The following is a 13,629-nucleotide window of genomic DNA, read 5'->3' on the forward strand; positions in this document are numbered from 1 at the left end:
CCGGTAGATGGGTTGGCTTGGTCGCCAACCCATCTACCGGGAGGTCTGGACGAGGTGGGACTGGCGGGGCAGGACGGTCAGGACCCGGACGATGTGGTCGCGGAACTCCGCCATGAAGGTGGCGAGGAACGTCTTCATAGGCTCGTCGGTGACCTCACCATCGCCCGGGAAGAGCTGCCGGGTGTACTCGATGTACGCCTCGGGCGCGGTCATCTGCCGGGCATTGCAGAAGGTGAGCACCGCGCGCAGGCTCTGCTGCGCCAGCGCGGTGCCGATCTGCCCGATCGACGCCCCGATCACCGCCGCCGGGATGTGGTCGAAGGAGTTCTGACCCCACGGCCGCGAGGCCCAGTCGATGGCGTTCTTCAGCGCCCCCGGGATGGAGCGGTTGTATTCGGGTGTGACGAAAAGGACCGCCTGGGACCGGTGAATCGCCTCCTTGAGCGCGAGCGCCTCGGGTGGGTAGTTCGCGTCGAAATCCGGGCTGTACAGCGGCAGGTCGCGGATCGGGATCTCGGTGAATTCGAGGTCGTCGGGCGCGAGCCGGATGAGCGCCTTCGACAGTTCGCGGTTGACGGACGTCGAGGACAGGCTGCCGATGAAGTATCCGACCTTGTATGCCATGGTGCTCCCCTTTTCCTGACTGCGTGATTGCCTGATCGGGATCTTGTCTTGAGTACCCGCCAACGGGCGGCTCACGCTTCAACGCCTGCGGGGTTGACCCGGGTTGGCGTGGCCGGCAGCCTGTGAGAGTGCGCCGACTATCGGTGACTGTCGATCATTTGCGGGACCATTACGACGCCGTCGTGGTCGGCTCGGGGTACGGCGGGGCCGTCGCCGCGGCCCGGCTGGCGATGGCCGGCCGGCGGGTGTGCGTCCTGGAACGCGGGCGCGAATTCCACCCCGGTCAGTTTCCGGCCACGCTGTGGGCGGGCGCGCGGGAGTTCCAGGTACGCGCGGGCGCCCGCCGGTGGGGATCGCGGACGGGCCTGTTCGAGCTGCGTACCGGGGACGGCATCGACGTGCTGGTCGGTTGCGGGCTGGGCGGCACGTCGCTGATCAACGCGGGCGTGGCGGCCCGCCCGGCGCCGGACGTGTTCGACGACGACCGGTGGCCGAGCGCGCTGCGTGGACGGGGCGGCGACGTGTTGGCGCCGTACTTCGCCAGGGCCGAACGGATGCTCGGCGTCACCGCGTACCCGGACGGGTGGCCGGGGCTGGCGAAGCTGGACGCGCTGGCGAAGGCGGCCGCGGCGGCCGGTGGCGAGATGACCAGGGCCCCGGTGGCGGTGAGCTTTCGCGACGGCCCCAACCACGTGGGTGTCGACCAGTCCGCCTGCCGGTTGTGCGGCGACTGCGTGACCGGCTGCAACCACGGCGCGAAGAACACGGTGGCGACGAACTACCTGCCGCTCGCGGTGGCGCACGGCGCGCACGTGTTCTGCGAGGCCGAGGCCCGCACCGTGCTGCCGTCGCCGGTGGGCGGGTGGATCGTGGCGTTCCGCGCGCCCGGCGACGGGTCCGGGCCGTCGATGTTCGTCCGGGCCACCACGGTCGTCCTCGCCGCGGGCGCGCTGGGCTCCACGGAGCTCCTGTTCCGGTCCCGCGCGGCCGGCCTGGCGCTGTCGCCGCGGCTCGGTCACGCCTTCTCGGGCAACGGAAACGCGCTGGCCTACGCCTACGACGGCGACAACCCGGTGCGGGGATTCGGCCTCGGCCGGCGCGATCCCGACCCGCGGGCACCGGTGGGGCCGACCATCGCCGGGATGCTGCATGTCGGTGGCGGGGACGCGCCGGCCGTACTCGTCGAGGATGGCGCGGTGCCCGCTGTCCTGCGTCCGCTGATCCCGGCCGTGCTGGCCGCGGCCGGTGTGGCCGGCGGGATCCCGGCCGCCGTGCGCCGCGTCGTCCGGCGGCTGCCGGCCGGGCTGGCCGGTGTGTTCGCCGGTGCGGGCCGGCCGGCCCAGCACACGCTCATGTACCTGCTGGTCGGCGACGATCCCGGCGACGGCCGCCTCACGTACGGGCCGGAGGGGCTGCGCATGTCCAGCTCCTGGGCCTGTGACGAGGTCCTGTCCGGCGCCGGCGCGCCGGTGCTGCGGGCGGCCTCGGCGGCGCTCGGCGCCGAGCTCGTCACCGCCCGGCTGTCCCGGCCCACCTCTCTCGACGCGCCGCTGACCGTCCACCCGCTCGGTGGCTGCCCGATGGGCGACGACGGCGCCACCGGCGTGGTCGACGACCGCGGCCGGGTGTTCCGCGGCGGTGCCGAGGCTGTCCACGATGGACTGTTCGTATTGGATGGTGCGATCGTGCCGCGACCCCTGGCGACGAACCCGCTGCTGACCATCACCGCCCTGGCCGAACGCGCCGCCGACGCGCTCGTCGGCGACGCGCGCGCGAGGCCGCGGCCGGCGGCGCCGGACCGCGCCGAGCGGCCCGGCCTCACCTTCACCGACCGGATGTCCGGGTACGCCGGGCCGGCGGCGCACGCCGGCGCGGCCGAGGAGGGCGCGGCGCAAGGGCGGGCCGACGGCACCCGCATCGAGTTCACTGTGACGGTACGCCTCGACGACCTGCCGGGCCTGCTGGAGGACCCCGCACGGCCCGGGACACTGGCCGGCACCGTCACCGCCCCCGTGCTGTCGCCGCGCCGGCTGCGCGTGGTGGACGGCGTTTTCCGCCTCGTGCAACGCGACGCCACGCGGGTCGGCACCTGGCAGATGCGGTACTCGATGGGCCTGGAGGCCGACGACGGGCGCCGGTTCCGGTTCGAGGGCACCAAGATTCTGCACGGCGCCGACGCGTTCGGGCTGGCCCTGTGGAGCCAGACCACGACGCTGCGGGTGGCGATCACCGACGCCGGCACCGGCGAACTTGTCGCCGCCGGGCTGATGACCCTGACCCCGGCCGACCTCGCCCGCCTGGTCGCCAGCATGCGGGTCACCGGCGTGCCGGGCCGCCGCGACCAGGCGGCCTGGCTGGCCCGCTTCCACGCCCGGTTCCTGCGGTCGCTGCTGACCATCTACACCGCGCCGCTGGGCGAGGTGGGCGGCCTGCCCGCCACCCGCCGGTCCGTCCCGCTCACCGGGCCGGCCGCCCGCCCGCTGCGCCTGCCGGCGCCGCAGGCCCGCTGGTGCGACGGCAGCGGGCGGTGGCGGGAGGGCGACGAGCTCGGGCGCGACGCGTGGCTGCGGCTGATCCGGTACCGGGGTGGGGAGCGCGGCCCGGTCCTGCTGGCGGCGGGGTTCGGCATGGCGGCGACTTCGTTCCTGCTGGAGACGATCGAGACCAACCTGGTCGAGCACCTGGTCGCCGGCGGGTACGACGTCTGGCTGTTCGACTACCGGGCCGGCATCGACCTGCCGTCCGCGCGGTCGTCGTTCACCATCGACGACATCGCGCTGCGGGACTGGCCGACGGCCGTGGCCGAGGTGCGGCGCGTCGCCGGCGCCGGCGACGTGCAGGCGGTCGGGCACTGCATGGGCTCGGCCACGTTGATGATGGCGCTCGCCGCCGGCCTCGATGGCGTACGGTCGGCGGTCTGCATGCAGTCCACATTGCACATCGCGAGCTCGGCGCTCAACCACACCAAGCTCGCGCTGCGGGTGGACCGGCTGCTCGCCGCGGCTGGACTGCGTAACGTCGAGCCGCTGCGCGGGCCGACGCTGCCCAACACCGTGGCCGACCTGCTGCTGCGGGCCGTGCCCATGCCGGCCGGCGAGCGCTGCGGCAGGGCGATCTGCCGCTGGATCAACGCGATCTACGGGTGCACGCACCGGCACGCCCAACTCGACGAGGCCACCCACGACCGGATCGACGACCTCTTCGGCGTCGGCGACCTGGCCGCGCTCGCCCACATCGCCCGGATGGTCCGGCGCGGCGTCGCGGTCGACGCCGACGGCACCGACTTGTACCTCGCCCACCCGGAACGGCTGCGGCTGCCGATCCTGCTGCTGCAGGGCGAGCACAACGCCATCTTCCGCCCGGCGGGCAGCCTGCGGACGCTGCGCTGGCTGGTCGCCGCCAACGGCGCCGACCACTACGAGCGAATCCTGCTACCCGGGTACGCCCACCTCGACGCGCTGATCGGCCGGAACGCCCGCCACGACGTCTACCCGATCATCAGCGCCCACCTGGACCGTCACCACGTCGCGTGATCATCAACTGAGGTTGCGCGACGCCCGGCCCATGGCATTGATCGCGGTGCGGCGGGGGAGCAGGCGGGACATTACGACCGAGGAGACCTGCATCAGCCGGCCGGGCACGGTGCGTGGACGGCGGCCCAGCGCGCGGAGAGCGGCCGCCACCACGGTGTCGGGGTCCACCGTTCCCGGCGGCCGCGTGCTCGACGCCCTGGCCAGCCCGGGGGTCTGCACGGCACCCGGTGTGCAGGTCAGCACGTCGACGCCGCCGCGGCGCAACTCACCCCACAGTCCCTCGGCCAGCACCGTGTCGAACGCCTTGGTGGCGGCGTACGTCGCCAGGCCCGGCGAGCCCTGCTGCCCGGCCAGCGACGCCATGATGATCAGCCCGCCGCGGCCCCGGCCGACCATCGCCGGCAGGTAGTGGCGGGCCAGGAGCAGCGGCGCCCGGCAGTTGAGGTCGAGCATCCGTTGCAGGGCCGCCGGCTCGGCGTCGACAAAGGAGCCGGCGGGGGAGAGCGCCGCGTTCGCCACCAGCAGGCCGATGTCGTGCCCAGCGGTCGCCGCGTACACCGCCTCCAGCCCGTCGAGTGTGGACAAATCGGCGGCGACGGTGACCGTACGGGTGGGCAGTTCGCCGGCGAGGGCCGCGAGCGGCTCGGCGCGCCGGGCGACGAGGAACAGGTTGAGTCCCCGCGCCGCCAGGGCGCGGGCCCACGCCGCCCCGATACCTTCTGACGCGCCGGCCACCAGTGCCCACGGCCCGTATCGATCGGTGAAGCCACCGCCGGAGTGCATGCGGAGATCATAGGTACACGCCGGCTCCCGGCCGAGCCAGCGCCTACTGTGAGATGTAGTGATCGTCGGTGGCGACGGATCGAAACGACGGACACGGAGGCCGGGATGCGCGTGTTGATGGTGGCGCCGCCCGGTGCCGGCAAGGGGACCCAGGGCGCCCTTATCGCCACACACTTCGGGATACCGCACATCGCGACCGGCGACCTGCTACGTGATCATGTGGCACGCCGTACCAAGCTGGGACTGGCCGTGCAACGGCACCTCGACAGCGGAACACTCGTGCCGGACCAGTTGGTGCTGGATATGGTCAGGCGGGCCATCGAGGCGGCTGCGGCGACGTCCGGCGGATACGTGCTCGACGGGGTGCCCCGAAACATGGCGCAGGCCCGAGCCCTGTACCAGGTCGGGCTCGAACTGAGCATGACCGCGAACGTCGCTCTGCACCTCAAGGCCGCCGACGACGAACTCATCCGGCGCCTGCTCGCCCGGGCCGCCCTGGAAGGCCGCTCCGACGACACCGAGGAGGTGATCCGGCGCCGGCTGGCCATCTACCACGAGGTCACCCATCCCATCGTCGCCTGGTACGGCGCCCGCGGCATTCTCGTCACGGTCGATGCGATGCGGCCGGCCGAGCAGGTCGGGCGGGAGATCCTGGCCGCCCTCGAGGTGATGAGAGCCTTCGTCGATCACGTGCCCGAGCAGGTACGCACCCCGGTCGACCTGACCGGCCTAGGCGCCGCCTTCGGCGAGCCCTAACCGCCCGCCTCCCTCCCTCCCTCCCCCCCCCCGCTCGCCCGCCGCGCGCCGGGCCCGCTTCCCGTTTTCCCGTCGATCAAGGGCGAATGGTCGTGCTTTGATCTCTAAACCGCGACCATTCGCCCTTGATCGACGGCATTCTCCTTGATCGACGTCGCGCGGCTTGAGGGGGTTGGGCGGCGTCGCGCACGAGCCCAACTGGGGAGCCGGACTGCTCAGGACAGCGGCCGGTGCGCTGCCTAACCTGATGGCAGGCATTCAAGAGGAGGAGTCACCCATGTCCGTACGCCTCCGGCTCCGCCGGCTCGCCGTCGTGTCCACCGCACTTGCTGGAGCGGCCCTGGTCGCCGTCGCGTCTGGCGCCGCGTACACGCTCGCCACCGCCGCCACCGCCATCGAGTACGGCCTCATCGCCGCGGGAATCGCGATCGTTTAGGGGATCGGCCGCATAGATCTCGGCGAGTTGCTCCCGACACACCCAAACCCAACACGCCAGGTTAGGCCACGTTTCGAGGTGTTGATCTCCGAGGCGACTCGACCCCCAACGCGCTCTCGGAGTCTAATGATCCACGACTGTCTCTGCCGCGAGTTAGAGCGGGGCGACCGGCCATCGTGGACACGGATCGGATAGGCGGTAACCCTGGTCCTCAAGGTCGGTCTTAAGTTGCGCGTGTGTAACTCCGGTGCGGAGCCCCTGACCTTGGTCGATCGACGACGTGGCGGAAGTCGTCCGCGTGCTCTGCGAGGCGGCGGACGGGGTGCGTCTGCCGGTGGCCTGCGTACGATGGTCGCCCAGGCGGCGTGGTCGTCCACCGCAAACACGGCCACGTCGTCCTCCACGTCAATAAGAAGCCGAGATGAGCCGACAACAGTGCGTTACAGCTCCGCCTACGAGAGTCCTTGATCGGCTCGCTCATCTGCCGATGACAGTGCGTCCACCGCCTATCCGATCTGGCGTCGGTTTGACACATCTCACTGAAGGTCGCGGCTACGCCGGAGAAGAAACGCTCCGGCTCGTTCCTCTGACCACCGCCGTCGCCTGGGCCAGCCGTACCAACGAAGCTCTGCTGTTTCGAAACGCCATCTCATGAAAAGACCAGGTCTGTATGTTGGAGGGCTGATTCCCCACTGTCGGGCAAGTGCCTCCGCCCTGGCGACCATTTCCTCGATATCATTTGGCAGAAGGCCAAGATCACGCGTTGCCGTAACGACGACTGCTTGCTGTATAGCGGTGCGAGCAGCTGGATTGATATCGTCGATGCGGGCGCTGGGATCGCCTAGCTCGTGCAGAATTACACGAGTAACCTCGTCTGTACCGGCGGTTAGTTCATCCCGCAGGAGTAGTGGAACCGCCTCGGCGAACTGCTGGATTTCCGCTGGTCCGAATTGACCCTGGCACAGTCGACCGAGCTGCGGTAAACAGGCCAATGAGCACGGCGGCGAGCGCTCTTGAGTTGCGAATGGCCAAGGGGTATAGACGCTGGGCGAGTGCGCCATTTCTTAGTAGGAATGCGTGATAGAAGTAGCCCGGTAGCGTCTCCGCCCTTTTTCCTTTGGTCGGCCACATCGAGCAGTGTATTGACCTCACGCCAGCCCCGCCGCCGCACCCGTGGACCTACAGGCCGGACGTCCTCATCTGCCGCGATTAGGCGCGCTGGCTGGAGGTGCGCCGTTCCGCTGGTGGTCAGCTAACGCGCCGGCATGCTCCCGGACATGCCAGGACCAGTGCGTCGCCACTTCGGCATCGCGCCTGTTGCGCAGACATGTCACGCTACTTAAGTGGACAACGAGGACTTCTACACGACAGCAGCGCAACTCCTCGCTGCCTTCGCCATCGCACTGATAGTTATGCTGTCCGGTGTTTGGCGACGGCAGAATGAGCGGCAGCGTGAAGCACTAAGAAAACGTTATGAAGCACTGGCAAGACATGTCGATAATGAGCCAGAATCGCCTTTTGAACCTCTTGACGTTATGACTGTCCAGTCGTTCGTTGAGTATTATCGACAGCAGAAACTATATCGAGCGATCCAGTGCGGAGTCGCGCTATTCTTAGCAGGCGAAGCTGCGGCTCTCGTTGTCCTGCTGTTGGGTGTCGAAAATTGGATCACCATGATCGCTGGGCCGATCGCCTTTCTGGCTACCATGGCTCTTGCTGCGTTGGCTGTTTACATTCCTTTCAGTCAATTACCGGACAAGCCGCGTTTTGGTGGCCTCCTGCCGAACACTCGTGCAATCGATTGGGCGCGAGAGCAATATGGTTGGCCTTCGCTGAAAGAACAAAAGCGGATCAATCGCTCCTTGCGCCGCTGTCCACCCACGTCTCCCCGAGATCCGAGAATTTCCAAGCGAGCGTCCCGGATGAATATTCCGGCCAACGGAACGACAGGCAGCCAGCCGCCAACATAAGAAACGAGATACGAGTTGCACTCATCTGCCGCAAATAGCGTGCGCTGCCGCGTTGAGATCGACTTGGCTCTAGCCGTGGTTCTCGTCGAGGTCAGGGGATACGGAAACGTCTGTTGCCGGGTTCTGGCGGCCTGCGGGCGCTGTGTTGCCGGCACTTGCGGGGGCAGGTCGTGCGGCGCGCGCCCGCCGGAAGGAGACCTGGGCGCTGAATGCGCTACTGGTCGGCTCGTCCTCGGTGGAAAGGTCAGGCGGTGGGTCCGATGAGCCGTTGCGACTCGGTGGGCAGGACGGTGTACTGGCCCCGGTGTGGACAGGTACGTACGGGCCTCGTGGGCGACGGGTGCTCGCCCTCGCCCGGCGGGTGCATCGGATCAACGCGCGGGAACTGGCCGGTGTCGCCGGTCTCGAAGAGCGGGAGCGGGCGGTGCTGCTGGTCGCGCTTCGCAGGACAGATGTCCGCATGGCCGCCCGCGTGCCGGCGAGCGCTGCGTTGGTGGCTGTGGGTGCCTTGCTGGCAGCGGCCTGTCTGCTCGGTCCGCCAGCCGTTGTTGTGTTCGTCGCCGAGCCTGAACTGAGCGTCGGCCAGGCGCTGGTGGGCGGAGGTGCCTATCTGACAGTTTTCGGTCTGCATGCTCCACGACAAATTCGTCAAATCCGAGGGTCTTGTCGAAGGTATCTTGCCGGTACGCTTGATTGAGCGTCTCGGCGATGGCGTCGTTCTGTCTGCGAAGCTCGCTGGTTTGCCAAGCCAGGAAGACGAGCGCAACGACGCCAGCAATGACACCGACAATTTCGGTAAGTGTCTTTGCCGTGTCGAGCCGACCATTACCGGTCTGTGATCCCACCGACTCTCCCAAATGCAAACCACAGACTCTGTGGCGACGGATACTGCCGCAAGCTACGGCACCCGAACGGGGTGGGGTACCGGCCGATCATCTGATTCGATCGCCCTGTCATGCCGCCGACAGGCGTCAGCTCGCGTCGCGGTCCTCGCCGGCCGCCGCATCGAGGCGTTGTAGCAGGTCTTGGGCAGGTTTGCTGTCCGGGTCGACGGTGAACCACGTCGGCCGCCTCGACCCGTCCGGCCAAAGGACCTTGGCGTTGCGGCAACGGAAACAGAACGCGATCTCCGCCAGAACGGCAACGGGGGAGTACGGGCCAGCACTCACCTCGGACACCCTACCGCTTCCGTCACCCGCCGGATCCGGACCGGAAAACCTTGGGGTGGACCTGACCAGGCACTTCTCCAGCTGACGGCGCATGCCGTCATTCATTTCTGTCTACGGCCCCAGGGTCGCCCGTATGGTGGCACCAATCCACCGCAGCCCAATGGATCTTGCGTCATCAATGGCACCGGCTCGGCGTCGAAGGCGACCAAATGTTGGGGGACGATGTCATGAAGCGCCACCTGCTGACCGCAACCCGCGTGTTCCTCGTGGGGGTCACGCTGGCGTCGACGGTGCTGGTAGCGGGCACTGCACAAGCAGCGCCAGGTGCGTCGGGCTCCGCAGTTGAGGCGCCGGCGATCTGCACCGACCACAGATATGTGGTAACGGGCGACGGCGTCGCCGTGCGGACCGCCCCCGGCCTGTCCGCCACGATCCTGCGAAGGAAGTACCGGGGCGATATCGTCGTCGTCCCGTGCGTTCCTATCCAGCACGCGGATGGGTACGAATGGGTAGCGGTCCGGCTCGGCACCGGCGGCATCGGTTGGATGGCGCGTATTTACCTGCAGCGGCTCTGACCGGCGCAGCGGCGGCAGGGTGCTCTCCGCCGGTTGCGGCGCGCGCCCGGGGCGGTGGAGCTGTCAGGTTTATCAACATTCGTCGAAGTCATGAGTGGAGTTGATGATGCGAAAACAGCTGAGACGTCTCCTAACCGCCGCAGTCGGTGCGATCGTTGCGACCACCGCGCTCATCGCGCCGGCGTCGAGCGCATCGGCGGCCTATCCGACCTGTAACTCATGGACCACGTTGCGCCCGAGTAGCGGCTACGTCTTTCACATTCCGTCCCTCGGGCGTAACTCGGGCAACTACCTTTGCCAGCTCGAGTTGTATGACGGCTACAACGGCGGCGGAGCGCAATCCGCGGTCTTCGTGCTCCAGGGAAGCTTGAACAGCTGCCATCAGGCCGGGCTGACCCAGGACGGCAAGTACGGTCCGCTCACCAGGAATGCCGTCACGTGGATATACCGTTCCGTCGGTCTGCCGGATCCGCCTGAGGGCGTCGGCGTCTACACCCAGATCGCCATGGTCTTTGCCATCAAGTGGCTGGGGCAGCGACAGGTGGGTGGTGAGACCCGCACGACCTGCTTGCACTACTTAGCCATCTGACCGGCGCAGGTGCTGTGCTTCAGAGCAGCGCGTACTCGACCATCGACGCCGCCGCGGCAGCGGCTTGCCAGGCCAGCAACGTAGCTGCCGCGGCGGCGACGACGATGACGAGTCGTTTGACTGTACGCATGTTGGGCCTCCAACGAATCGGCGTATCGCACGCCACGTGACCGTTCATCCTTGCTGACCTTCCGTCCGGCGGGAATGGTCCATCCAGCCACATTGAGCTGTTTCAACCTGAGAGCTGCAATACCAGGGTCATGGGGTGTGGAGGGTGAAGCGGCCGAACCTGGAGGCTTGACGGGTGTTCCGTTCTGGCCCGCTGGTGTCGGTTCATGGTCAAGACGCCGTGGTGGGTTGACGACGGTCGGTAGGTTTCGTGGGTGCTGCTGTGGTGGCGGGGCTGGGCCGGCCGGGTGGTGGCGGGCCTGCTGGTCGGTGCGATCGGCGCTGCCGCTGCGTGGGCCTTGGTGGCTGATGGCAAGGACTGGTCTGCCGTGGGAGCCGGTGTGGCTGCGGCGCTGGCTGGTGCGTTCGGCCCCACCCTGGTGGCCGCGGTCGGCGCCGGGACTGTGCGGCTGCGTGAGCGGCGGGCTGCGGTGGCTGGTGTGCGGGTGCCGCAGTTGCCGCCGTCGGTGGCATGGCTGCTGCATCCGACCAGCGGGGTGGTCGAGTTCTTCGGCCGCCGTCAGGTGCTGACCGAGTTGACAACCTGGTGCGCCGGCCGGGACGCGGGTCCGGTGCGGCTGGTCGTCGCGCCGGGCGGGTTCGGCAAAACCCGGCTCGCGTACCGGTTCTGCGGCTTGTTGGACGGCTGGGAGTGTTGGTGGATCGCCCACGAGCGGGAGGAAGCCACCGCCGGGTTGTTGGACGAGCCGGGCGGTGCGGGTCGGGTGTTGCTGGTCGTGGACTACGCCGACGCCCGTGACCCGGCCGGTTTGGCGGCGCTGCTCGTAGCTGCGTCCCAGCCTCGGCGTCGGGTGGTGCGGGTGCTGCTGCTGGCCCGTACTGCCGGGCCGTGGTGGACGTCGCTGTCCAGCTATCACAAGGCGTCTGCGGCGGTGCTGGACGCGCTCACCACCTCCGCCAACGTGATCGCGTTGGACGCGGCTGCCGATGATCGGTCGGCGGGTGCGGTGGTGGCGGACGCGGCGGCCCAGTTCGCCGGTCACCTGGACCGGCCGGTACCGGTGGTCCCGGATCGGGTCCGGGATCGGGGCGCCGGGTTGTTGCGGCTGCATGCTGAGGCGCTGTTGCTGGTGTTGGGCGGGCCGCGCAGCGCGGATGGCCGCTTTGACGTGATCGGCGAGGTGCTCGGCCACGAAGCCCGCTATTGGCGGGCCGCCGCCGACCGGACGCGGCTGCCGCTACCAGGCGACCCGGAACAGGCCGGGGTCATGTTGCGGCGGGTGGTCGCGGTCGCCGCGCTGCTCGGCGCTACCGACCGCGAGCAGGCCGAACACGTCGTGCGCACGGCACTCGCAGACGGCACGGAGAATGATGGGCTGGTCGATCCGGATCGGGTGGATGTGGCGCGGTGGGTGGGATGGCTGTATCATCTCTACCCCGCCGACGGGGCCGGTGCGGTAGACCGGTTGGGGACCTTGCAACCGGATCTGCTCGCCGAAACCCTCGCCGTCAACGAACTGACCACCTGCACCCGTGATCAGCGGGCGGCGATCTTCACCGGCCTAACGGCCGGGCAGGCGGTCCAGGCGTTGACGATCCTGGGCCGCGCCACCATCCACCACCCGGCCGCCGTCGACCTGATCGAGATCGCGCTGCAAACCGACACCCCCGTCATGGCCGATGCCGTGCTGACCGTGGCCCTCCAATTTCCGGGAACATTCGCGGCCCGGCTCGCCGCGCTGCTACCCACCGCCAACCTCGACCCTCAGCAAATGCGGGACCTGGCCGGCAGGGTGCCGTTTCCGACGCGGGAACTGAACCCGGTCGCGCTCGCCCTGACCCGCGCCGCCCTCGACCAGGAAACCCCCGACACCCCCGACATCGACCGAGCCTGGTGGCGTACCTGGCACGCGATCCGGTTGGCGGAGGCGGGTCGGCGGGCCGAAGCACTGACCGCCAGCCAAGAGGCGGTCGCGCTATTTCGGGAGTTGGTGGCCGGCAACCGGGACGGGTACCTGCCCGCCCTGGCCCTGTCGGTCAACAACCACGCGGTCCGGTTGGCGGACGCGGGCCGGCGGGCCGAAGCGCTGACCGCCATCGAGGACGCCGTCGCCTACTACCGGGAGTTGGTGGAAGGCAACCGGGACGCCTACCTGCCCTACCTGGCCGGTTCGGTCAACAACTACGCGAGCAGGTTGGCGGAGGCGGGGCGGCGGGTCGAGGCGCTGACCGCCAGCGAGGAAGCCGTCGCCCTTCGGCGGGAGTTGGTGGCAGGCAACCGGGACGCGCACCTGCCCTACCTGGCCATGTCGGTCAACAACTACGCGAGCAGGTTGGCGGAGGCGGGGCGGCGGGTCGAGGCGCTGACCGCCAGCGAGGAAGCCGTCGCCCTTCGGCGGGAGTTGGTGGCAGGCAACCGGGACGCGCACCTGCCCTACCTGGCCATGTCGGTCAACAACTACGCGAGCAGGTTGGCGGAGGCGGGGCGGCGGGTCGAGGCGCTGACCGCCAGCGAGGAAGCCGTCGCCCTTCGGCGGGAGTTGGTGGCAGGCAACCGGGACGCGCACCTGCCCTACCTGGCAAGCTCGGTCAATAATCACGCGATCGCGTTGGCGGGGCGGGGCGGCGGGCCGAAGCGTTGCCCGCCAGCGAGGAAGCCGTTTCCCTGTACCGGGAGTTGGTGGAAGGCGGCCGGGATGCGTACCTGCCCGACCTGGCCATGTCGGTCAACAACTACGCGGTCCGGTTGGCGGAGGCGGGGCGGCGGGTCGAAGCGTTGGCCGCCAGCGAGGAAGCTGTCGCCCTTCGGCGGGAGTTGGTGGAAGGCAACCGGGACGCGTACGTGCCCGACCTGGCCGGGTCTCTGTGGGGGACGGGTTGCGTGTGCGTGGCGTTGGACGAGTCGTCGGTGGAAGCGATCGCAGCGGCGCGAGAAGGGCTGGGCCTGTACGCGGTGTTGGCCGCCACCGAGCCGGACGCGTTCACCGACCGGCTGCACTCCGCCGCCGAAACCCTCGCGGACCTGTATGAGATAGCGGGCGACCCGGAGGCCGCCGCCGCCGTAC

12 protein-coding genes are annotated in these 13,629 nt (G+C 69.0%); 8 read left to right on the top strand and 4 right to left on the bottom strand.

Features of this window, described 5'->3' with window-relative positions:
* Positions 1–33 precede the first annotated feature (33 nt).
* A complete protein-coding gene (locus Prum_RS41830) occupies positions 34–624 on the bottom strand; it encodes an NADPH-dependent FMN reductase (RefSeq protein ID WP_173082719.1) in 591 nt (196 codons plus the stop codon).
* Between the two features lie 143 nt (positions 625–767).
* Here Prum_RS41830 and Prum_RS41835 point away from each other — a divergent pair, with 143 nt between their 5' ends.
* The gene (locus tag Prum_RS41835) at positions 768–4,157 is read left to right on the top strand and encodes a GMC family oxidoreductase N-terminal domain-containing protein (RefSeq protein WP_173082721.1); all 3,390 of its coding nucleotides are present in this window, start codon (positions 768–770) and stop codon (positions 4,155–4,157) included.
* Between the two features lie 3 nt (positions 4,158–4,160).
* On the opposite strand, the gene Prum_RS41840 is transcribed toward Prum_RS41835, so the two are convergent.
* Positions 4,161–4,940, bottom strand: a complete 780-nt coding sequence (locus Prum_RS41840) for an SDR family NAD(P)-dependent oxidoreductase (protein ID WP_173082723.1) — start codon at positions 4,938–4,940, stop codon at positions 4,161–4,163.
* Between the two features lie 105 nt (positions 4,941–5,045).
* Here Prum_RS41840 and Prum_RS41845 point away from each other — a divergent pair, with 105 nt between their 5' ends.
* The 3 genes from Prum_RS41845 (at position 5,046) to Prum_RS41855 (ending at position 8,102) form a co-directional block, all read left to right on the top strand.
* Positions 5,046–5,696, top strand: a complete 651-nt coding sequence (locus tag Prum_RS41845) for an adenylate kinase (protein ID WP_173082725.1) — start codon at positions 5,046–5,048, stop codon at positions 5,694–5,696.
* Positions 5,697–5,973: 277 nt separating this feature from the next.
* Positions 5,974–6,132, top strand: coding sequence for a hypothetical protein (locus Prum_RS41850; RefSeq protein ID WP_173082727.1), 159 nt, complete (start codon positions 5,974–5,976; stop codon positions 6,130–6,132).
* Positions 6,133–7,475: 1,343 nt separating this feature from the next.
* Positions 7,476–8,102 (top strand): hypothetical protein, encoded by a 627-nt coding sequence (locus Prum_RS41855; RefSeq protein ID WP_173082729.1) that lies wholly within the window; start codon positions 7,476–7,478, stop codon positions 8,100–8,102.
* A 244-nt stretch (positions 8,103–8,346) separates the two neighbouring features.
* Here the strand turns inward: Prum_RS41855 and Prum_RS41860 are convergent, their stop codons facing one another.
* On the bottom strand, positions 8,347–8,733 hold the full coding sequence (locus Prum_RS41860; protein ID WP_173082731.1) for a hypothetical protein: 387 nt from the start codon (positions 8,731–8,733) through the stop codon (positions 8,347–8,349).
* On the opposite strand from Prum_RS41860, the gene Prum_RS41865 reads away from it, so the two are divergent.
* The gene (locus Prum_RS41865; RefSeq protein ID WP_173082733.1) at positions 8,732–8,941 is read left to right on the top strand and encodes a hypothetical protein; all 210 of its coding nucleotides are present in this window, start codon (positions 8,732–8,734) and stop codon (positions 8,939–8,941) included. The two genes, Prum_RS41860 and Prum_RS41865, sit on opposite strands and share 2 nt — an antisense overlap.
* A 132-nt stretch (positions 8,942–9,073) precedes the next feature.
* On the opposite strand, the gene Prum_RS41870 is transcribed toward Prum_RS41865, so the two are convergent.
* Positions 9,074–9,271, bottom strand: coding sequence for a hypothetical protein (locus Prum_RS41870; protein ID WP_173082735.1), 198 nt, complete (start codon positions 9,269–9,271; stop codon positions 9,074–9,076).
* Between the two features lie 209 nt (positions 9,272–9,480).
* On the opposite strand from Prum_RS41870, the gene Prum_RS41875 reads away from it, so the two are divergent.
* From Prum_RS41875 to Prum_RS41885, 3 genes are all read left to right on the top strand, one after another.
* Positions 9,481–9,846: an SH3 domain-containing protein gene (locus tag Prum_RS41875; protein WP_173082737.1), complete on the top strand. Its 366-nt coding sequence runs from the start codon at positions 9,481–9,483 to the stop codon at positions 9,844–9,846.
* Between the two features lie 94 nt (positions 9,847–9,940).
* The gene (locus Prum_RS41880; RefSeq protein WP_218577617.1) at positions 9,941–10,435 is read left to right on the top strand and encodes a hypothetical protein; all 495 of its coding nucleotides are present in this window, start codon (positions 9,941–9,943) and stop codon (positions 10,433–10,435) included.
* 383 nt (positions 10,436–10,818) lie between these two features.
* A complete protein-coding gene (locus Prum_RS41885) occupies positions 10,819–13,599 on the top strand; it encodes a tetratricopeptide repeat-containing protein (protein WP_173082741.1) in 2,781 nt (926 codons plus the stop codon).
* Positions 13,600–13,629: the final 30 nt, after the last annotated feature.

Source organism: Phytohabitans rumicis (assembly GCF_011764445.1).
GTDB lineage: Bacteria > Actinomycetota > Actinomycetes > Mycobacteriales > Micromonosporaceae > Phytohabitans > Phytohabitans rumicis.

Bases quoted from the DNA above. Each gene is read 5' to 3' on its own strand.
- Prum_RS41830 (WP_173082719.1), bottom strand. From the start codon at position 624: ATGGCATACAAGGTCGGATACTTCATCGGCAGCCTGTCCTCGACGTCC.
- Prum_RS41840 (WP_173082723.1), bottom strand. From the start codon at position 4,940: ATGCACTCCGGCGGTGGCTTCACCGATCGATACGGGCCGTGGGCACTG.
- Prum_RS41845 (WP_173082725.1), top strand. From the start codon at position 5,046: ATGCGCGTGTTGATGGTGGCGCCGCCCGGTGCCGGCAAGGGGACCCAG.
- Prum_RS41850 (WP_173082727.1), top strand. From the start codon at position 5,974: ATGTCCGTACGCCTCCGGCTCCGCCGGCTCGCCGTCGTGTCCACCGCA.
- Prum_RS41865 (WP_173082733.1), top strand. From the start codon at position 8,732: ATGCTCCACGACAAATTCGTCAAATCCGAGGGTCTTGTCGAAGGTATC.
- Prum_RS41860 (WP_173082731.1), bottom strand. From the start codon at position 8,733: ATGCAGACCGAAAACTGTCAGATAGGCACCTCCGCCCACCAGCGCCTG.
- Prum_RS41875 (WP_173082737.1), top strand. From the start codon at position 9,481: ATGTTGGGGGACGATGTCATGAAGCGCCACCTGCTGACCGCAACCCGC.